This is a genomic window from Bacillus sp. RC251 (genome assembly GCF_044908765.1).
In the GTDB taxonomy this organism is placed as follows: Bacteria; Bacillota; Bacilli; order Bacillales; family Bacillaceae_G; genus Bacillus_A; species Bacillus_A wiedmannii.
Map to the genome: position 1 here is coordinate 1768046 of NZ_JBIYDP010000001.1, position 20834 is coordinate 1788879.

Annotated in this window: 28 protein-coding genes; 7 read left to right on the forward strand and 21 right to left on the reverse strand. The window is 33.3% G+C overall.

Going from position 1 to position 20834, the window contains the following annotated elements; genetic code table 11:
- Positions 1-27: 27 nt before the first annotated feature.
- Positions 28-507 carry a DinB family protein gene (locus tag ABH961_RS08890; protein WP_048547343.1) on the reverse strand — a complete coding sequence of 160 codons (480 nt, stop codon included), beginning with the start codon at positions 505-507 and terminating at the stop codon, positions 28-30.
- A 194-nt stretch (positions 508-701) separates the two neighbouring features.
- Here ABH961_RS08890 and ABH961_RS08895 point away from each other — a divergent pair, with 194 nt between their 5' ends.
- Both ABH961_RS08895 and ABH961_RS08900 read left to right on the forward strand, forming a co-directional pair.
- Positions 702-1547, forward strand: coding sequence for an oxidoreductase (locus tag ABH961_RS08895; protein ID WP_048547873.1), 846 nt, complete (start codon positions 702-704; stop codon positions 1545-1547).
- 40 nt (positions 1548-1587) lie between these two features.
- Positions 1588-2106, forward strand: a complete 519-nt coding sequence (locus ABH961_RS08900) for a GrpB family protein (RefSeq protein WP_098077533.1) — start codon at positions 1588-1590, stop codon at positions 2104-2106.
- 72 nt (positions 2107-2178) lie between these two features.
- Here the strand turns inward: ABH961_RS08900 and ABH961_RS08905 are convergent, their stop codons facing one another.
- The 7 genes from ABH961_RS08905 to ABH961_RS08935 form a co-directional block, all read right to left on the reverse strand.
- Complete coding sequence (locus ABH961_RS08905) at positions 2179-2484, reverse strand: DUF4181 domain-containing protein (protein WP_098077535.1); 306 nt, start codon at positions 2482-2484, stop codon at positions 2179-2181.
- Positions 2444-2842 (reverse strand): DUF4181 domain-containing protein, encoded by a 399-nt coding sequence (locus ABH961_RS08910; RefSeq protein WP_098077582.1) that lies wholly within the window; start codon positions 2840-2842, stop codon positions 2444-2446. Before ABH961_RS08910 ends, ABH961_RS08905 begins: the two co-directional genes overlap by 41 nt.
- A gap of 17 nt (positions 2843-2859) precedes the next feature.
- Positions 2860-3696, reverse strand: coding sequence for a PP2C family serine/threonine-protein phosphatase (locus ABH961_RS08915; protein ID WP_098077585.1), 837 nt, complete (start codon positions 3694-3696; stop codon positions 2860-2862).
- On the reverse strand, positions 3680-4222 hold the full coding sequence (locus ABH961_RS08920; protein ID WP_098077537.1) for an HIT family protein: 543 nt from the start codon (positions 4220-4222) through the stop codon (positions 3680-3682). The genes ABH961_RS08915 and ABH961_RS08920 overlap by 17 nt, the downstream gene beginning before the upstream one ends.
- A gap of 40 nt (positions 4223-4262) precedes the next feature.
- Positions 4263-4430 carry a glycine zipper domain-containing protein gene (locus ABH961_RS08925; protein ID WP_048547350.1) on the reverse strand — a complete coding sequence of 56 codons (168 nt, stop codon included), beginning with the start codon at positions 4428-4430 and terminating at the stop codon, positions 4263-4265.
- Positions 4431-4790: 360 nt separating this feature from the next.
- Complete coding sequence (locus ABH961_RS08930; protein WP_000095064.1) at positions 4791-5627, reverse strand: ABC transporter permease; 837 nt, start codon at positions 5625-5627, stop codon at positions 4791-4793.
- Complete coding sequence (locus tag ABH961_RS08935; RefSeq protein WP_000370614.1) at positions 5620-6825, reverse strand: quaternary amine ABC transporter ATP-binding protein; 1206 nt, start codon at positions 6823-6825, stop codon at positions 5620-5622. Before ABH961_RS08935 ends, ABH961_RS08930 begins: the two co-directional genes overlap by 8 nt.
- A gap of 171 nt (positions 6826-6996) precedes the next feature.
- On the opposite strand from ABH961_RS08935, the gene ABH961_RS08940 reads away from it, so the two are divergent.
- On the forward strand, positions 6997-7854 hold the full coding sequence (locus ABH961_RS08940; RefSeq protein ID WP_048547352.1) for a glycine betaine ABC transporter substrate-binding protein: 858 nt from the start codon (positions 6997-6999) through the stop codon (positions 7852-7854).
- 44 nt (positions 7855-7898) lie between these two features.
- Here the strand turns inward: ABH961_RS08940 and clpP are convergent, their stop codons facing one another.
- On the reverse strand, positions 7899-8480 hold the full coding sequence (gene clpP / locus ABH961_RS08945; RefSeq protein ID WP_000991621.1) for an ATP-dependent Clp endopeptidase proteolytic subunit ClpP: 582 nt from the start codon (positions 8478-8480) through the stop codon (positions 7899-7901).
- A gap of 21 nt (positions 8481-8501) precedes the next feature.
- Positions 8502-9188, reverse strand: coding sequence for an RNA polymerase subunit sigma-70 (locus ABH961_RS08950; RefSeq protein WP_048547354.1), 687 nt, complete (start codon positions 9186-9188; stop codon positions 8502-8504).
- A 143-nt stretch (positions 9189-9331) separates the two neighbouring features.
- Here ABH961_RS08950 and ABH961_RS08955 point away from each other — a divergent pair, with 143 nt between their 5' ends.
- The 3 genes from ABH961_RS08955 (at position 9332) to ABH961_RS08965 (ending at position 10860) form a co-directional block, all read left to right on the forward strand.
- Entirely contained in the window at positions 9332-9652 is a 321-nt protein-coding gene (locus ABH961_RS08955; protein WP_001125375.1) for a 2Fe-2S iron-sulfur cluster-binding protein, read from the forward strand.
- A gap of 4 nt (positions 9653-9656) precedes the next feature.
- Entirely contained in the window at positions 9657-10319 is a 663-nt protein-coding gene (gene rpiA, locus ABH961_RS08960; protein WP_098079791.1) for a ribose 5-phosphate isomerase A, read from the forward strand.
- Between the two features lie 106 nt (positions 10320-10425).
- On the forward strand, positions 10426-10860 hold the full coding sequence (locus tag ABH961_RS08965; RefSeq protein WP_404519250.1) for a GNAT family N-acetyltransferase: 435 nt from the start codon (positions 10426-10428) through the stop codon (positions 10858-10860).
- 179 nt (positions 10861-11039) lie between these two features.
- On the opposite strand, the gene ABH961_RS08970 is transcribed toward ABH961_RS08965, so the two are convergent.
- Complete coding sequence (locus tag ABH961_RS08970; RefSeq protein WP_098077543.1) at positions 11040-11642, reverse strand: DUF6944 family repetitive protein; 603 nt, start codon at positions 11640-11642, stop codon at positions 11040-11042.
- A 701-nt stretch (positions 11643-12343) separates the two neighbouring features.
- On the opposite strand from ABH961_RS08970, the gene ABH961_RS08975 reads away from it, so the two are divergent.
- Positions 12344-12808, forward strand: coding sequence for an exosporium protein D (locus ABH961_RS08975; RefSeq protein WP_098077546.1), 465 nt, complete (start codon positions 12344-12346; stop codon positions 12806-12808).
- 303 nt (positions 12809-13111) lie between these two features.
- Here the strand turns inward: ABH961_RS08975 and ABH961_RS08980 are convergent, their stop codons facing one another.
- From ABH961_RS08980 to ABH961_RS09025, 10 genes are all read right to left on the reverse strand, one after another.
- Positions 13112-14479 carry a lytic polysaccharide monooxygenase gene (locus ABH961_RS08980; protein WP_404519252.1) on the reverse strand — a complete coding sequence of 456 codons (1368 nt, stop codon included), beginning with the start codon at positions 14477-14479 and terminating at the stop codon, positions 13112-13114.
- A 357-nt stretch (positions 14480-14836) separates the two neighbouring features.
- Positions 14837-16030 (reverse strand): macrolide family glycosyltransferase, encoded by a 1194-nt coding sequence (locus ABH961_RS08985; protein ID WP_404519253.1) that lies wholly within the window; start codon positions 16028-16030, stop codon positions 14837-14839.
- Positions 16031-16122: 92 nt separating this feature from the next.
- Positions 16123-16803, reverse strand: coding sequence for a formylglycine-generating enzyme family protein (locus ABH961_RS08990; protein WP_098067952.1), 681 nt, complete (start codon positions 16801-16803; stop codon positions 16123-16125).
- A gap of 161 nt (positions 16804-16964) precedes the next feature.
- A complete protein-coding gene (locus ABH961_RS08995) occupies positions 16965-17468 on the reverse strand; it encodes a DNA topology modulation protein (RefSeq protein WP_000720552.1) in 504 nt (167 codons plus the stop codon).
- A complete protein-coding gene (locus tag ABH961_RS09000; RefSeq protein ID WP_098630784.1) occupies positions 17465-18394 on the reverse strand; it encodes a phosphotransferase enzyme family protein in 930 nt (309 codons plus the stop codon). Before ABH961_RS09000 ends, ABH961_RS08995 begins: the two co-directional genes overlap by 4 nt.
- 24 nt (positions 18395-18418) lie before the next feature.
- Positions 18419-18805, reverse strand: a complete 387-nt coding sequence (locus ABH961_RS09005) for a ribosomal maturation YjgA family protein (protein WP_001093461.1) — start codon at positions 18803-18805, stop codon at positions 18419-18421.
- A gap of 65 nt (positions 18806-18870) precedes the next feature.
- The gene (locus ABH961_RS09010) at positions 18871-19578 is read right to left on the reverse strand and encodes a class I SAM-dependent methyltransferase (RefSeq protein WP_070184076.1); all 708 of its coding nucleotides are present in this window, start codon (positions 19576-19578) and stop codon (positions 18871-18873) included.
- Between the two features lie 21 nt (positions 19579-19599).
- Complete coding sequence (locus ABH961_RS09015) at positions 19600-19953, reverse strand: MmcQ/YjbR family DNA-binding protein (protein WP_404519255.1); 354 nt, start codon at positions 19951-19953, stop codon at positions 19600-19602.
- Positions 19954-19968: 15 nt separating this feature from the next.
- The gene (locus ABH961_RS09020; protein ID WP_404519257.1) at positions 19969-20373 is read right to left on the reverse strand and encodes a GNAT family N-acetyltransferase; all 405 of its coding nucleotides are present in this window, start codon (positions 20371-20373) and stop codon (positions 19969-19971) included.
- A gap of 35 nt (positions 20374-20408) precedes the next feature.
- A complete protein-coding gene (locus ABH961_RS09025) occupies positions 20409-20825 on the reverse strand; it encodes a GNAT family N-acetyltransferase (RefSeq protein WP_098123844.1) in 417 nt (138 codons plus the stop codon).
- Positions 20826-20834: the final 9 nt, after the last annotated feature.

The following is a 20834-nucleotide window of genomic DNA, read 5'->3' on the forward strand; positions in this document are numbered from 1 at the left end:
TGTTCACCTAATTTGAGAATTATTATTTTATTCATGATCAAAACTCTTCTGTAACTTCCGGATGTAAATAATTTGACCTATATGATAAGCATTATGAGTTGTGACATTTGCTAGCACTTCCCACCACTTTGCACATACCGGAAATCCAACCACATCACTTTCAACCTTTTCTTCATTTATTAGCTTTTGCCATAGTAACAGTTTCTCTAGTAGTTTTTCTCTTAATTCATCGAAAGATTGATTATCTGAAAGCATAAAACTTTTATTATTATCACCAATTGCGGGCACGGCATTCACATTTGATTCTTTGTATCTAGTTTGCCACGTTGAGTTCCAATACAGTAAGTGTTGTACAATTTCAGCTATACTATTACTCTCTTCATTCAGTTTCCAGAAAGCTTCTCTCTCTGATAAATCTTTCACTGCATCTGAAAATGGAATATACCAACTGGGATCGTTTGCATTCGCCAATAATTGATCTGCTAATACATCTTTCACATGGGCCATTTTTCTTCCCTCATTTCATTAACGTATTCATACTCACTTCTCTATATACGCTAAGTCCATATAATTCCCTCTTTTAAAAGTCGTTAAAAAAGCTCGTATAACATGAATGGGTACTTCTTTCAAAATGAATGGTAGAATAATAGATTTTCTTATCATAACTCGTTATGATAAAAGAAAAAGAAAGCTGGCAGAAAATGAACAAAAAAGTCGCAATTATTACAGGAGCCTCAAGTGGATTTGGACTATTAACTACACTCGAACTCGCAAAAAAAGATTATTTAATTATCGCTACAATGCGAAACCTTGAAAAACAAGCGAACTTAATATCTCAAGCTACTCAACTCAACTTGCAGCAAAACATAACAGTTCAACAATTAGATGTAACCGATCAAAACTCTATACATAACTTTCAATTATATATAAAAGAAATAAATAGAGTAGATCTACTTATTAATAACGCAGGATATGCAAATGGGGGCTTTGTAGAAGAAATTCCAGTAGAGGAATACCGTAAACAATTTGAAACGAACCTTTTTGGAGCTATATCAATTACTCAACTTGTATTACCTTATATGAGAGAACAAAAAAGTGGGAAAATCATTAATATAAGCAGCATTAGTGGTCAAGTTGGATTCCCTGGTCTATCCCCTTACGTTTCTTCAAAATATGCATTAGAAGGCTGGAGTGAATCCCTTCGTTTAGAAGTAAAACCTTTCGGAATAGATGTTGCTTTAGTGGAACCTGGTTCTTATAACACAAATATATGGGAAGTTGGTAAACAACTAGCTACAAACCAATCTGATACCACTTCTCCTTACAAAGAATATATGAATAAAATACAAAAACATATTAATAGCGGCAGTGATACATTTGGTAATCCGATAGATGTTGCTAATAAAATTGTAGAAATCGCTGAATCTAAGCGAACGAATTTACGATATCCGATTGGAAAAGGTGTAAAATTTATGATCTTTGCAAAGAAGATTCTTCCTTGGAGATTGTGGGAATACATTGTTTTGAGAACCTTTAAGAAAATGTAATAGACTTTTTGAAAACCATTTTGAAAGGGGTGCGAATTAAATGTTAGGTTTACCATATGGACAAGTATTTTTAGTTCCGTGGACTGAACAATGGGAAATTGAATATATGAAAGAGAAACAATTCATTGAGGAACAAATTGGCGAACATATTTTAGCGATACACCACATTGGTAGTACCTCTATTCCACATTTAAGCGCAAAGCCAATTATTGATATTGCAATCGAACTAAAAGATTATACAGACGGTTTAACATGTATTAAAAAGTTAGAACTGCTAAACTATAAATACAGAAAAGATGTACTACCTGAACGATATTATTTTAATAAAGGAGAACCACGAACTCATCAAATTCATATGTATGAACAAGGAAATACATATTTAATAGAGCAATTACAATTTAGAGATTACTTAATAAACAACAAAACTTCTCGTATACAGTATGAACAGTTAAAGATTCAACTTTTACAAGCTAATCCTAATGATAAACATCAATATGCTGAGGATAAAACGAATTTCGTTACATCCATATTAGCCAAAATAAATGATGAATTTAAATAAGAAACCATTTAGTAGTAAATGGTTTCTTATTTATTAGTTAACTCTTTATTTGTACCATTAATAATCACCTTATTATGCAGCAGGTGGAACGAAATAAACGAGTATTGAGAGCATCAATATACATGTAACCATTCCCGTTATCGACAGTATATATTCTTTTGATTTTCTATCATACTTCCATTCCATCCATGCTCTTAAAGTCAATGATATCCCTAAATAAACGAACATGACATAAGCCATTTTAGCGTTTTCAAATTTAAACATATAATAACAACTACTTATTACATAAATAATAATAAGCCCTATTTCTATTTTTACATGTAAACTATTCACATGCTTATATCCAAAGAAGCCTCTTTTCTCCACATTTAATTTTATTCTTAAAAACTGTTCTAATAAGTAACATCAATAGTGATACAACTCCGCCTAAGGACATCAAAAACTCCCTTGATTCTCTATCATATTTCCATTCCATATATGATTCGAAACTATACAACGTAATTAAAAACAGAAAGGGTAGGAAGCCCATGTATAGAGGGTTCGAAAGAGAAGAACATATAATTATAACTACTATATACGAAAAAATAATAATCCTGTTTCCCCATTTATGCAGCTTATTTACATATTTATTATTCCATCCTTTTTGTTTCGGTATATTTAGCCTTTTTCTCACTATATTTTCTAAAACAAATAAGAATATGATCCATAAAACTAATACAATTACTTTCACATGGATTAGAGAGATCACCTCCTTTATCTTATCGTCTGGATTTTCTCCGGCTGATCACTCGGATACGTAGTACTCATTTTGTTCTCTACGTCCCAACTAATAATAGTCGCACTATCTCGTCCGAATTGATGATGAACGTGCTCTAATACATAATAAACACTTTCTTCAAGTTCTATATTATTTCTGTTCATATCATTATACAGATTTAATGGTGTTTCATAGTGTCGTTCCCCGCATTCTAATACTCCATCTGTAACCATTACAATTCGATTCTTCCCAGTACGTAATTCACGAATTCCGGTTGAGTAGCAAGGTACAGATAAATCAAAGGTATTTACATTTCCAATCCATTCGTAAAAGTGACGTTGATTTAATGCATATTGTCCTAACTTATATAACTCTTCATGAAATACATAAACTAAACAATCGCCAATAGATAACCACCATATGTAGTTTTCTTTTCTTACACATATTAAGCACGCTGTTTCACCTTTTACTCTTTTGCACTTTTCTTTAAATGAGGGGGATTGAAAGATTGTAAGTAGATGATTTTCAACAGATCGAAATACTGTATCAATCGATTCATTCATCATTACTTTTATATTTTCATATTCTTTTTGGATTGTATTTACTACTAAATCAACACTTTCCGCACTATTATGTCCATCTAAAATAGCTGCAAATTCCCAATCACCATTTGACCAAACTAACGCACCATCTTCGTTCTTTTTTGCTCCGGCGCTTATATTCCCGCCGTATTTTCCAAGTACAACGTCACCATATTGTTTAACTGAAATTTCTCCTAAACACATTTCTGTATTTCCAACCCAAGAATATTGTCTATTATTTGTTGTATGCATACTCATTTAACATATACTTTCGTATTCTTTCACATATTTTTTTGATTTTCTCTTCGTCACCATATGGCGCATCAGTCCATTTCGCTACTTCAGTTGGTGACCAAAATTCTCTGGGTGTATTTGGATAACGCGGTATGATGTGCATGTGCATATGTGGTACACCATTTCCTGAAACAAAAGTGTAAATATGCTCTGCACCTTCGCTTTCTTTTAACGCTTTACTTACTCTACTTGTTATAAGTCCGAACGTTTTCGCTTCCTCATCTGTTAGTTCAGCAAGACCGGGTATATGTCTTTTTATATCTATCATTACATAACCAAGGTATGTTTCTTCACTATCCCAGTGGACATGTCCAACATAAACGAGTTCATCTTCATAAATAGCTCCACCTGGAACTGTAATATTTCCTTTATGTTTCTCGCAAATAAAGCATTTTCGTTCTACTTGATTATTTGTTGACATATCCATCACCATCCTTTTTATTAATAATATCATAAAAAAAGGATTTATATTCCGAAAATTCATTCTTTCAATTCGGCAATTTTTGAAATAAATTTGCACCTTATTATTTCTTCAAAAACGCAATCCCAATTACGATTCCAATCACAATTCCGATTACTAAATTATTAGTAAAGAACCCTTGAAACACACCGATTACAACCCCTATACCGACACCTATTGCCAAGGCATCATTCCTTTTATTATTTTTAGCCAAAATTGCATCTCCTCCCATCATTTCTCCCTAAATAACATACATTTACTTGAATGTATTAATATATTCACTATCTCACTTGAATATTTCCAAAAAATGCACTATAACTTCACATATAATATTTTCCATTTTCTGTGCATACTCCTTTTATAATGAAAAAATTTCAAGTAACCATTAAATATATATAGGCATTTACTATAAGAAATATCAGTAAGTTATTTAAGGAGGAATGATTCAAATGCATCCTCATTGGAATCCAAATATAAATCAATGGAACAACACCAAAAACAAGTTTGTGCACCACCTGGTGGTTCTGCCATTGTTCGTATGTAATCTATTCAAACAAAAAACACACTTTGTATAATAAAGTGTGTTTTTTTGTTATCTTCTTTTTTGATGAAATCCTTGTGTAATACGGTCTAATATAATCGCAATGACAACGATAGCTAGTCCGGCTTCAAATCCCATTCCGATATTAACTTGTGTTACAGATCGGTATACATCAACTCCAAGACCTGGTGCTCCTACAAGAGATGCTGTTACTACCATAGATAAAGAAAGCATAATGCTTTGGTTCACGCCAGCCATGATCGTTCCAGTTGCGAGTGGTAATTGTACTTTAAATAATTTTTGTGATGCGGTAGAGCCAAACGCATTCGCTGCTTCAATTAAATCTTCTGGAACTTGTCTAATTCCTAAGTCAGTAAAACGAATTGTCGGTGGCATTGCAAAGATTACGGATGCGATAATCCCAGGCACTACACCTACTCCAAAAAATGTAATCGCAGGAATAAGATATACAAAAGCCGGCATTGTTTGCATAAAGTCTAATGTCGGTTTTAAAAATTTTGAGAAGCGTTCATTTTGAGAAGCTAAAATTCCGATTGGGATTCCTACAATAATTGAAATAATAACAGACGTAAGTACAAGTGCTAATGTTTGCATCGTCTGTGCCCAGTAGTTAATATTTAAAATAAATAATAAACCGATCAGTGTAAAAATAATTAAAGATACCTTTCTCGTTGTGTACCAAATGAGGAAACAAAGGATAATAATCATCAATATGGCCGGTATTATTGTTAAAAAATTAGTGAGTAAATCAACGAATCCACCGATAATATATGAGAATCCTCGGAATAAGCCTTCAAGGTGTTCATATAAACTTGCAACAAATGAATCGACCCATTCCCCTAATGGAATACGTGGTATACTACTCATCGTCTTTCACCTCTTCCTCAATATTACCTGCAAGAGCTTGAATGACACTTTCGCGTTTAATAATTCCTCTTAGCCTTTTCTTCTCATCAATTACTGGTAACGGATATTTCATCTCCGCCATTTTCGCATACGTTTCTTCAAGTAAAGTATCTAAATACACATGCGGGATATCGGTAAGTAATAAATCAGCAATTGGCCACTGTTTTTGAACGGCTTTACTCGCATCATCTGCCGTTAATATCCCTAAAAACTCATACTTTTTGTTAACAACATACACAGTAGAAACACCAGCGTTCCTCATAATTTGAAGTGCTACACGCGGTCCACGATCAATTAATAAAGTCTCCGGTCGTTTTAATATAGATTCCGCCGTGATTACTTTTCCTAAATTTACATCCGCTACGAATTTCTCTACAAATTCATTGGCAGGACTCATCATAATTTCTTCCGGTGTTCCAATTTGGACAATCTCTCCATCTTTCATTAATGCGATACGATCTCCAATTCGAAGAGCTTCATCTAAATCATGTGTAATAAAAATAATTGTTTTCTCCATTTTATCTTGTAATTCTAACAGCTCATCTTGCATTTCTTTTCGAATCAGTGGGTCTAATGCACTAAATGACTCATCCATTAACAATACATCTGGATTATTTGTTAATGCCCTTGCGATTCCAACACGTTGCTGCATACCGCCACTAAGTTGACTTGGATAATTATCTTTATGATGATCAAGTCCTACTAACTGTAGCGATTCTAACGCTTTATTCTCTCGTTCCTCTACTGGAACTCCTTGAATTTCTAACCCGTACGCAACATTTTGTATCACTGTACGATGTGGAAATAAAGCGAACTTTTGAAACACCATACTCATCTTCGTTCTTCTCACTCTTCGCAACTCTTCTTTTCCCATCGTTGCGATATCTTCACCATCTATGTATATATGTCCCGCTGTTGGTTTAATTAATTGGTTTAACATCCGAACTAACGTAGATTTCCCGCTACCAGACAAACCCATAATAACGAAAATCTCTCCAGTATATACTTCAAAGGTTGCCTTTTTTACACCAACGTTCATTCCTGTCTCTTTCAAAATTTCCGATTTGCTTTTTCCTTCTTTTAATAAAGACAGCGCTCTTTGCGGGTGTTTCCCAAATACTTTTGTTACGTTTTCAACACGCACCTTTGTATTATCCATGTCACTACTCCTTTTCTACCCATCTATTCATATAGTGTTGCGATTTTACAAAGAAATATTACATAAAAATGACATTCATAAGATTTCTTTAAAATTCGCGTTTCCGTTCATAATAAGAATGCTTACTTATACATTTATTTAAAAAGGCAAGCATTTTTTAGGAGGGTTTCGATGAAAAAGAAAATATGGCTTATATGCCTTGCATTATTTATTACTATGATATTCTCTTCATGTAATGCAACAAATGCAAATTCGAAAGGAAAAATTAAACTTGGTGTAACAAGTTGGAAAGAAAACATTGCAACTGCAAACATGTGGAAAGTTTTATTAGAACAAAAAGGTTACAAAGTTGAGCTCATGTACTTAGAAAAAGCTGCAATTTGGACTGGCGTTGCTCGCGGTGATGTTGATGCTAATTTAGAAGTATGGCTACCCGTTACGGATAAACCGCTAAATGCTCGTTATAAAGATGATATAGTCTTAAAATCAAAATGGTATGAGGGTACTGGACTTGGCCTTGTCGTCCCTTCTTATATGAAAAACATTAACAGTATTGAGGATTTAAATGCTCATAAAGATGAACTAGATAACAAAATTGTCGGTATCGAACCCGGTAGTAGTCTTATGAATTTAACAAATAAAGCGATGAAGGAATATGATATTAAACTAAAACTTGTCCAATCTTCTGAAGCTGCGATGATGAGTGAATTAAAGAAAGCATATACGAAAAAGAAACCAATCGCTGTTACGCTTTGGAATCCGCATTGGGGCTTTTCAGAATTTGACTTAAAATATTTAAAAGACCCTAAGAAAGTATATGGTGAAAAAGATGACATTTATTACTCTGTTCGTAAAGGTTTCGAAAAAGATTATCCAGATATCGTGAAATACTTTGACAAATGGAAAATGAACGATGAACAACTTGGTACATTAATGGTCATGTTAAATAAAACGAAAGATCCTGAAGAAGCGGCGCGCAAATGGATTGAAAAGAATCAAGCGCTAGTTGATGAATGGGTAAAAGATTAATAAAACAGGCTAGAGGATATGCTATTCCTCTAGCCTGTTTTATCTTATTTTTTCGTAACAACATCATCTACAATCCCATATTCTTTCGCTTCTTCAGCAGTCATAAAATAGTCTCTTTCTGTATCATGTGCTACTCTTTCAATCGATTGCCCCGTTTTTTCTGCAATCATTTTATTAATATCACGCTTTAACTTTAGTATTCTTTTCGCTGTTATTTCAATTTCTGTTGCCTGGCCTTGCGCACCGCCAAGTGGCTGATGAATCATAATTTCACTGTTAGGGAGCGCAAACCGTTTTCCTTTTGCACCTGATAATAATAACAATGCACCAAATGATGCTGCAAATCCCATGCATAGCGTTTGTACATCTGGTTTAATGAGATTCATCGTATCTAATATGGCAAAACCCGCTGTTGTTGAACCACCTGGGCTATTGATGTATAAATATATATCTTTCTCTGCATCTTCCGCTTCTAAAAATAATAATTGAGCTACGACACTACTCGCTACTTGATCATTTATTTCTGAACCGATAATAATAATACGGTCTTTTAATAACCTTGAATATATATCATAGGAACGTTCTCCTAATTTCGTTTGTTCTACAACATATGGAATTGCATTCATTTTATATCCCTCCAATAATTGTTATGCGGCGCAAAGCACACAACTGTAGGAAGAAGGTTTTTTCACATTAAATAATAAGACTGGCTGTTTAGATGGTAACTTAGTAAAATCTATTGTCGGAAGCAGTTTCGTTAATAATTCCGGTCTCTCCTCTCGAATAGACGTTACTACAACTTCCATATCATCTGTGAATTCGACGATCTCAATCCCTTCTTCACTTACAGTTTTCAGCCTATTTCTACTACGAAACAAAGAAGCTTTTACTGCCCCTTCCGATACGGAACATACTTTAGCAATATCAGCGATACTATATTGAAAAACATCCTTTAATAATAAAATCGTGGATTGCTGTACATTTAATGAAGATAATACTTTCCCTACCATTTCATGCAAATCTGCAATATTCTCTTGTGGTTCTTCAAAAGTAATTTGTTCCTTTATTTTTTCATGAACTGATTTTGATTTCATCTGGTCTAACCAACGATTTCTAGCTATTTTATATACAAGCGTCATACAAATATCTTTATTACTATATTTTTGAAGAACTTTACAAACTGTTTCTTGGGCAAGATCTTCGCCGTCCCATTTGTTTTTTGTTAAAAATGTACAGTACCTTTTCAATTCTCCATATTGCTCAATTAAAAAGTTTATATTTGAATGATTCATATCGATATGATTCTTTAAAATATGAGTTACTTTTGTGCACAAAATAACCACTCCTTTTCAGCGCTTACTTAATTAACGATTAAACAAATAAAAAAGTTACGGGGCATATAAAAATATTATGTTTATGTTCAATAATTCGCGGTCATAAATATGTTATGTACAATTTTACGTGAGGAGGAACAAATTTGCCAAAATTAACAATTGAAGGTGCGGGAACTTTTGATGTAAAAGAAGGCACAAAGTTAGTATTAGCGATCGAAGATAACGGTGTACACATTCTCCATCGCTGTGGTGGGAAAGCGCGCTGTACAACTTGTAGAGTAGAAATTATAGCAGGTGAGTTTTGTGAAGCAAGTTCTAATGAAAAAAATGCAATTACGGAAAAAGGAATTGAAGATCACTTACGTTTATCATGCCAAATGCACGTACATAAAGATATAGTCGTTCGTCCTATACTTACAGTGGAAAATTCAGGTCTAGATGCAGGCCCACGTCCAGCAGAATAATATGCTGAATTTAAAACAGCTCGCTGGTGAATATGCTGCAAACTTTGTAAAAGATGGGATGAAAGTTGGACTTGGCACAGGTTCTACTGTATATTGGTTGATACAAAAATTAGGTGAGCGTGTAAAAGAAGGCTTATCATTTCAAGCTGTACCAACGTCAAAAGAAACGGAAGTATTAGCTAAACAACTAAATATCTCTCTAATTTCGTTAAACGACGTACAAAGCCTTGATCTTACAATTGATGGAGCGGATGAAATTGATGCTAATTTACAACTTATAAAAGGTGGTGGTGGCGCATTACTTCGCGAGAAAATTGTTGCCACTTCCTCCAAAGAACTAATTATTATTGCTGACGAATCGAAACTTGTAACACATTTAGGTACTTTCCCATTACCTATTGAAATAATACCTTTTTCCTGGAAACAAACCGAAAGGAAAATTCAATCTTTAGGTTGTCAAACAACGTTACGTTTAAAAAATAATGAAACGTTTATTACCGATAACAATAACATGATTATTGATTGTATATTCCCTCATAACATAACTAATCCTACCAATTTACACACTCAATTAAAAATGATTACAGGTGTAGTTGAAACAGGATTGTTTGTTAATATGACTAGTAAGGCGATTATTGGAACAAAAAACGGGATAAAGGAACTATAATGAAAGCTGACTCTTACAGTCAGCTTTTTATATTTTCTCTGTATTGCGTATCATTATGATATACTATGAAAACAAAAGAACATCACACTAGAAAGGACTGAACAATTTGCACTCTAAAGTCATAACAGAACTTACAGATTTAGAGACTGCCTTTCATATTCGAAAAGAAGTATTTGTAAAAGAACAAAGTGTCCCTCTTGAAGATGAATTCGATACATTCGATAAAATCGGTGAGAAATGCAAACATATTTTAGTTTATTATAACGATCTTCCTGTAGGTACAGGTCGTATACGATTTGTTGACGGTGCAGGAAAATTAGAGCGAATTTGTATTTTAAAAGACTATCGTAAATATGGATTAGGTAAAGTCATCATTCAAACGTTAGAAGAAATTGCTCGTAATGAACAAGCTACAAAAGTGAAATTACACGGGCAAACACAAGCTGAAGGATTTTATAGGAAATTAGGCTATGAAACTTCTTCTGATATATTTATGGAAGATGGTATTCCACATATACTTATGATGAAAGTGTTATCATAACAGAAAGGTGACTATATTGTTTATTCATATAGTCACCTTTCTGTATCTTATTCACTTGAAAGCAAAGAACCTATCATACATAGTCTTAAAACAACCTTAATGAATTGGTGTTCTCTAGTTTTCTATTCGCACTATATTCTGTTAGCTTTCACTTTAAAAAGATTATTTTATTAAACTCACTATGAATTGTTCTCTACTATCTCTTCTCTTTCTTCTCTTATTTGACCGATTAATGAAACTACAGAACCAACTGCTTGAATCCAACTCCCCATAATCACTATAATCTGTCCATCCTCCTCATTTCCTTCCGAAATTTCTTCCACTTTATCCCCACTAGTTTTCAATTCATCTATTCCACCAATTGCCTGTAATGAATTTCCAGTCGCTTGTAACACATTCCCGGCAATGTTATACGATTCATCTATATCGGAACTATCCTCTAATTCCCCACCTATTGATGTAATACCACCTAATGCTTGTATCCAATTTCCTGCAATCACTACTTTTTTTTGTGTATTATCTTCAAATTCTATAATGAGTCCTGTTAAAACCGTTATATTACCAATTGATTGGATTTCATTACCGATTTTTTCAAGAGATATTTCCCCTTGTCCATCAGCTTCCAGGCCGTTCCCTGTTGCCTGTAATACATTCCCCCATACGTTTAAATCTCTTCTTAATTCGTCGTTCAATTTTTTAAAAGGTGTACTACCAATCGCAGCAATAATTGTCCCTACTGCAACAAACCAAGCACCAACTATCTCCTTAATCGGATCATCCATTTTCAATCTATCCCGTCATTAATTTACTACTTACAGGATATGAATTTATGCATCTCCATGTTAATAGCCTACTACTCTCCATTTGAATAAAACTCGATATTTCGTCAATACTATAAATACATCAAGTGTGACATCTCTGTTTGGAGCAGTTAGCTTTTGCTAATCGCTCTTTTATTTCGTTCTTGCTTCTCGAAGAATTCTTTAAATACGTTTCCCCATACGTACACATTCTGTATTCCCCCTTGAATACAATACATAACTCAATATAATATCTATGTATCTAGATTACTACCCCTGTATCGATTAGTTAAAGTTGGCTAACTGCTTCATTATTTGCAATGAAATTAAATTTCTGAATTTTTTTAAAATACATCTCGATATTCATAATTCCAAACATCTAAAATCAAAAAATATAATTGTATCATCACAGGAAAATTTTCCGAATAACTTTTTTGTTAAAAAGTTTTCACCTTAAAATTAGACAAGCATATGTTATTGAATGGAGATTCTCCATTCATAAGATTCTTACCTTTCTTATCTAGAGCACACTTCAATGTGTGCTGATTTTTAGTTAGAAACTACAACATCCTCAAATATATTTCTTTTTTTACAAAAGCGGATATTATTCTTTTGTACAAGCACTCTTTCCTTTTAATTAATAATATATATTGATATTCCAAAGAAAGGAGAGCAAAATATTTATGGCTAATTATTTTTATAAAGATGGTAAAAAATATTATAAAAATCAATCGCATTCGAACGATCAAAAAAATAACTGTTTTATTGAAACTCATACGATAACTGGTTCTGCAGAAAATGCAAATGGAAATATACCTTTATCTATTTTCCTTGAAACCACCGCGCCACAAACTGTATTTGAGGATTTCACAAACAATCATAATAAAACATTAATTCAGTTATTCGTTGTCGGGATGAGTGCACCCGTTCAAGTAACTATTCTAACAAGAAAATCTAGCCGCCCAATTACTGCAACATTACAACCTGTTCAAACAAAAATATTTCAAGTTGAAGATTTTCAAAGTCTTACTTTTACCAAACAGGAAGGTCCTACTAGTATAGTTAGTTTATTTGTGCAAAAAACATTTTGTATTTGCTGTAACGATAATAAGGATTCGTGTGATGAATATTATCAAGATTGTAATTAATAGATTAACGCAGCAAAAGAAACCGTTTTATACAGGGTTCTTTTTATTTCGCTCCATACATTTTCAAAAACATTTTAGAATCATACACTATGATTTTTCTTTAAATCTCTCCTTCCCCGTTATTTTATGAAAATAACACTTTAGTTTAATTACGGGACTTATCATCATTTAATGAAGGAAAGTAAAATTTAGAAAAAAAGACGACGTATTCAACGTCGTCTTTTTTATAAACAGAAAAGTGAATTCTCAAAATTTCCTTTTGCATCAAAGCCCATCATCTCTTAGTTCATACCTAGGTAAAGCTTACACTCTTTTCCATAATGATAAGGCATAAATCCAGTTTGGATCCCCATTTCCTTTATAACTCTGGACAGCTTCATATACTTTTCCCTCGTGTAGAACTCTATCTCCCTTTTCATATGCTTTCTTTGCATTCCACTCTTCATATGAAGCGCTTTCAGTTTTTGTAGTAATTGTGAATATATCACTCTGTACAGATTCATTTCCAGCTACATCAACAGCTTTCACTACATATTTATAAGTAGTATTAGGAAGTAAATTTTTATCCATATAAGAAGTCGCATTGGATGTTGCAATCTTTTTCATTGATCCTTCTGTTTCTCTATAAATATCGTAATGGTCTACACCAATATTATCGTCAGAAGGACTCCACATTAGATCCACACTTGACGCTGTCGTTCCCATACTATGTAATCCTTTTGGTTGTGTTGGTACTTCTGTATCAGGCACCTCAACTGTTGTTTTTACTGTAAGCGCTGCACTTTCTTTCGATACATTTCCAGCTGAGTCAATTGCTTTTACAGTATAAGAGTATTCTGTACTTGGTTGTAATTTTTTATCAATAAAATGAGTTCCTGGTACTGTATCAATCATCTCTCCGTTACGGAAGATTTGATACCCTTTTACCCCTACATTATCCGTAGAAGCGTTCCACGTTAGTTCTATACTATTCGCTGTTACTTTTTGTGTCTGAATTCCATTTGGACTACTTGGAGCTTCTATATCTGGTTTCACATCATTAATTAGATTAACATCAATTACATTATAGAATGCATTTGCTGTATCAGCTACATCCCATACTGCTAAAATCACATGATATCCACTTCTATCAGTAGGTACATTAATTTTGTGAGTTAAATGATTTGAGGCTGCAGAGCCATCATGTTGTACAGTTCCAATTGGTTCTAAATCTGCTCTTGTGAGCGCTTTATTTGGATTCCATCCTTTTTTAGTAATATAGTAATGCCATTTGCTCGTTAAGTGAGGCGCTGTATACTTCCAAGTAAAAGTATTTTCCCCGCCTGTGATTGTATTTTTAAACCAACGATTTGCTGTTTGTTGATCTAAAATACCACCAAATTTACCACCTGCAGAAGCGATTTGGCCATCAACTGGGCCAGCTTGCGGGAACCCTTTTGGAGCTTCCAAACTTTGTGGTTCATACATAACACTTCCGCAGTTTACATTTAGTGCACCATAAGTTGGACTACATAAAGCAGATCGGCTGCTAGGCTTTTCAACAAAACCGTGCGCGTATGCGTTTTGAGGAATAAGTGTCGTGCCAATAATTCCAGCTGTTAATGCAACAGCTCCTAGACTTTTTTTGTTCATTTTCATATTTTGTAGTTGTTTTAATAATCGATTATTCATATTCCTGTCCCCTTCTTGTTATACTTCGTAGTGTAATGTGGGCTTCGATGTAAAAGAATAACAAGAGACAATCTTGTATCGATGTATGTGTTCATTATGCATACACCGCAGTGAAAATATATTTCATTTCTTGTGAAACATTTCACTTGATAAATATATCATGACATAGAAATCATCAAAGTATGTGCAGAAGTTGTGCAGAAATGATGAAAGCATTAGTAACACGTAAAACTATGGTCCGAATTTATAAAACAGAATATTTAACATTTCAAAACAACGCATTCTCCGATTCATATAAAAGAAGAGTGTCTATATGAAATGATATAGACACTCTTCTCATGTATAATTTTCTATTTATTACTGACCTATAAATGTAAAAATCTCATCAGCAGCTTCCTTATAGCCACCAGATTTTCGGAAAGACTCCTTCAAATTCAAAGCAGCTTCTTTAAATGAAGGATTATTTAATACAAGTTTTACACTTTCACGTAGTTGTTCCACAGTTAATTCATTTATAGATAACTTAATCCCAGCTCCTAGATTCTCTACTTGCTTTGCGATTACTGGCTGATCTGCACTTTGCGGAATTACAATGAGTGGAATCCCGTTATATAGTCCTTCATGTGTACTGTTCATTCCGCCATGTGTAATAAACAACTTTGTATATGCAAGTAGTTTCGTTTGTGGTACATAGTTTTTTACAATGAAGTTTTTAGGAATTTCACCTAAATCACTTATTTTCGTTTTATTACCGATAGACATCACAATTGTATAATTACTATTCTCGAACTCCTTTATGCAAAGTTTATAAAAATTAAGCGCTTCATTAAAAACAGTACCTAGTGAAATGTAAATCGGGCTTTTTTCTTCAATTGTAGTAAAATCAAACTCTTCATCTTTTACTTGTGCAGGGATGGATGGACCTACAAATTTAAATGTTTCATCAAACATATCTCCAAAAGGTTGGAACTCTTTTATTGTATACACAATAGTAAGTGGCGCTGGATTACAGAAAACTTCATATGGTGAGTTTATTTCAACACTATATTTTTCCGCAATCCCCTTAGTTAATCTTTCAAAATCATTATGTATCTTATCCTGAACTTTCACTGGGATACTTTTAGACAAGTGGTCTAACATTTGTTCAAATGATTTTTCATCCTGCGCAAAAGATGTGCATGAATTTATGGCTGGAAGTTTAAGAATTTGAGCAATTAAATGGCCACAACCAAACATAGAATCATGAATCATATAATCAAAATGTTCACCTTCAATTTGTTCTAGAACGCTAGATATTACAATATCCGCTGTATGTAGAAGGCCGTTTATTCTTTCCTGTAAATAATTTCTGCCTCCAGATAGAAACGCTTTTATAAATTTTTGATCATCAATCGTTCGTACAGTAGCACCTGTCTTCTCAATCCGATCCCTGAAAGCTTCTATTGAAAAATAAACGACCTCTTCACCACGAGAAATCAATTCTTCTACAACTTGTAAAGTTGGATTTATATGTCCTTCTGATCCAGCGTTAATAAATAAAACACGCGCCATAATAAACACTCCTTACGTTAAATCGTTTCTATGTTGGCAAGAGTACGGATTTTCTCCATACTCTTTTCTTAGTTGTTCGTAGCATGTTCCTACTAAATTGACCTAGCGAGTCTAAAACCGAGATCATCTATATGAAATGTAGGATGGCTTCGACGACGACAAGTAGCGCCGCACCCTCTCGCTGTTTCAGCCCAACTACCACCACGAAAAATGCGATATGATCCGTACACTGTTTCATCATACAAATCATAACACCATTCCCAAACGTTCCCTAGCATATCATAAAGTCCCCATGCATTCGGTTCTTTTTGGCCAACGTCATGAATCTCTCCATTTGAATTTTCATTATACCACGCTATATCATGAAGTTTCCCGTATGTATATCCGGTTGTACTTGCTTTACATGCATATTGCCACTCTGCCTCAGATGGTAATCGGTAGCCATTTGAATCTAAATTACATTTCACAATTTGACCACCATCACTAATAGAATAATATTCTTTTAATCCCGCTTTTTTTGAAAGTACATTACAAAACGCAATGGCATCGTTCCATGAAATATTGACAACTGGTTTATGATTTTTATCAAAATTATTTAATGGACTATTTGTAATAGCATCATATAGTTCCATTGTTACAGCATACTTCGCAAGAAGAAATGGTTGAATTTGCACTAGCCATTCTTTTTTTATTCGATCATCTCTTAATACTACCTCTCCAGCTGGAATATTTACCATTAATGAATCGATTGTTTGAATTAAATCATTAGTCATTTTCTATTCCTCCAAACGTTCATTTTATATGAATTTATAGTCATATACTCATTACAAAATACAATTTTCAAAAAGCGTTAAATTTTTCATAATAAAAAACGATTAGTTTAATTAAACTAATCGGTAAGATCCAAAAAGAATTGTTGTGTCACATTCTATTATTATATGTGCTCTAAAAATTTCCGAACCTCATTTGGAGATTTTAAAACAATAACCTTTTTCTCTTCGGACAATTGCTCTAACCCTTTTAAAATTGTAGGTCGTTTAGCATTAGGATATTTCCATATCCATTTAAAAAATTGCAAATCAAATCTTTCTTCACATCCCGCGCCCATATCTGGTCTTGTTTTATTCCGGTATTTTACAATTCTTTTAAACGCACGATAAATACAAATTGTTCTATGAATATCAAGGAAGATAATTGTATCAGCTGCATTCAGTCTGATATCCATCGTCCCGCCATAATTCCCATCAATAATCCACTTCTCATCTTTAATTAAGTTATTTTGAACTGCTATTTGTTCTTCTCTCGGAACACCTTCCCAATTCGGTTTCCAAAATAATGCATCAAGATGATGCACCTTAATATTTAATTTATTTCCTAACTGCCTTGCTAATGTAGATTTTCCTGAACCACCAGAACCAATTAATATTATTTTTTTCATACCTTTACGATACCTTCTATAACTTTTTCAATAGCTTCCTTATTAGCAAAAATCCAGAAGAACATTTCTTCATTTAACTTTAATAAATCTGGTAACTGGACAAAATAAGCAATAAAGATAATTTGAATTGAAAGCATAACATACCAAACGGCTTTTAGTTCTTCTTTCGTTAAATCATTTTGTTTATAATAACCTTCAAAGACTTTGCTAACGATATGTAACCATTTCCCTCTTAATCTTTCATCACTAAATAGCTCGCTTAATATACTTGTACAGCAATAACATAAATCAAATATTTTTACATTATTTTCTAAAATTTCAAAATCTATAAACCCTTCCAGTTTATCATCTTTAAAGATTACATTTGATAGATGCATATCACGATGAATAATTTGTCTCGGTAATGAATGGACCGTTTCCTTGAAAGCTGCGTGCATTCGCTCCATCTTTTGAATTACCTCTCGATGAACATACTCATTCTTTTCTAAAATCGGTATAGCCCATTCAAATACCATCTTATATAAATCTCTTTTTATTAACTCATGGTCACTATTCACCGAATGTAATGCTTTGTGCAGATTAGCTATTTCTTCTCCAATTGTACTTGCTAGCCTTTCCAGCTTATTCGTATCTTTTATTTCTAAAACACTTCCGGCAACATACTCATATAAGCAATAACATTTTTCTTTATATAATACATATTGTTCATCATTTTCTGTCTTTACTACTCTCTGTACTTTAATTCCCTTTTCATACAGTTGCTTCAAAACATCGAATTCAACTAGAAGTTGCTTTATCGATCCCGTTCTCTTTAAAATGTACTCTTTATTCTTGCATAAAACCTTCGCTACTTTTGGTTGCATTACAATAGCTGTGACATGTTCATTTCGAAACCAAAGCTTTGCAATTTCCAGTGCTTGTTCCATTTACAAATACCCCTTTTACAATTCTTATTTCTTCCGAAAAATAACCTCACACAGTATTCCCACTCCAACACCAATTGTATAAGCCACTACATCACTCCACAAAAAACCGTATCCCAACACGAGTCCGCCCAAAGTCGTTGCACGAATGCTATCTATCCATTCCGCATGATACAATTGGCTCGCTTCAATCCCGTAGCAAAACATTAAACTAATAAAAGCCAACTTCTTCGTCTCTGTTTTAGGAAACAAAAATCCAAAGCCAGTGAAAATCATTAATGCCCATAATGCATCACCTAAATAATCATTTAATAGATGTGGTAGTGCAAAAGCAAACTTTCTTGAGCTAAGACCTAAAATAATAACAACTATAGTAAATAGTGCATATACTACTCTATTTCGTTTCGTATTCATTTTAAAGTCTCCTAATATGTAATGTAAAACTGTAAATAGCTAGTAAAACAAAGTTATTTTACTAGCTATTTATTGATTGCTTTTATGATAAGAAAATGTGGATTAATATTTAAATAATGATATGATTTTTCGCTTACTTCTTTCATTTTTTCAATTGCCTTCGGTTCCACTATCTCTTCTAATACAAAATAATTTGTAGTTTCATTTAGTATGTCTTGTAATGATCTTCTAAAAAACTTGACTTCAATAGTAATATTCGGTTTAACCCAAGTATCTATTAATAACTGTTTTTCAAAATAATTTTCACATGGAAACTTTGTGAAATCCATAAAAGGATGATGAATAGAATAAATAAGTTCTCCACCTGGCTTCAATACACGACGAAATTCTTGAAATACTTGATTCCAATTTTCTATATAATGAAGAGTTAATGAACTTACAATCACATCATACGTATTATCTTCAAATGGCAATGTTTCTTGCAGATCATGACAAAGGAACGTCGCTTCTTCTCCTATATTTTCTTTTGCTGCTTTTACCATTTCAGGACTTACATCAATTGCTGTAACATTTGCTCCTCTTCCTATGAATTGAGAAGTATACCATCCAGCTGCACATCCAGCATCTAATATCTTTTTTCCTTCTAGTTCCTTTGGAATAAGCTCCATCATCGCCGGTCTTTCATAATAACTGTTATATGGATTTGCGAAATCTAGATTTTCTTTATATGTACTCGCTAATTTATCATACGTATCTTTAATCGAATCTTTCATTACACACACTCCTAATACATATTAATCCATTAACTCCTGCTGCTTTTTCTTTGAAAATGATTGTAGTACTAAATCATACGACCAATCAATCATTTTATTAATTTGCTCCTGCTCTATACCCTTATGAATATAAACGGTATTCCAATGTTTTTTATTCATATGATACCCTGGAATAATTGTTTCTGGATAATCTTTTCTTATTCTTAATGCGACTTCTGGATCACACTTCAATGTAATCGCAGCTTTTTCGCCTTCTTCATGATTTACTATCGCAAATATTTTATTATTAAGCCTCATACATGTTGCACTCCAGCCACCTGGAGAATCTTCTGTCGCTTTTCTTTTCGATAAACAGTACGCTCTTGTTGCATTCATTTTAATTGGCACCTCTTATTCTTTCCCTGTTTGATTACGATGCATCACAATTTGCTTCGTTGCTTGAAATTGCTGCTCACCGTAAAACTTTATTAGCTTCTCTCCGCAAAATAGACTAACAATATTAATATGAGATATTTCTCGAAGTAATATTGTAAGCATTTTCTCTCCAATACCTTTATTTCTTACATTCTCATGTACGACAACATCTTCAATGTATGCTCGAAAAACACCATCAGAAACGACTCTAGCAAATCCAACTAATTCATTGTCTTCCCATACTCCAATGGCTATACTATTCTTTAACATTTTTTCAATATCGACTTCTTTTCTTTCTGGCCACCAACCGACAGAATCATAAAGCTTCTTTATTTTTTCTGCACAGATTGGTTGTTCTTGTTGCAATTTATACGTGTACATATGCTTTCTCCCATCAATCAGTATACATAATATTATTATAATCTCTTTTCAAAAAAGTGCTGACTATGACCTTTCGGATGATCTTCAACGATACCATACTCTCGGTAACCGTGCTTTTTATAAAAATCTGGCGCTTGAAAACTAAATGAATCTAATAATATTAATCTACACCCTTTTTCCTTCGCGATGTCTTCGATTTTATGTAACAGTTGACTGCCATAACCATTATGACGAACTGTTTCATCAACCCATAAAAAATCTATATGAAGATGATAAAAATACATCGTTCCTGTTACCCCACCAAATATTTTTCCATCCTCATCTTTTACTACGAAACTTACTTGCTCCATCGGCTGTTTTGCTTCATCCCTTAAAATCGACATGTTATATTGAATTACTTTATTTTTTATGTACTCTCCTTCAGTGCGAGTACCATTCTCTATGTGTTTCATATATTTCTC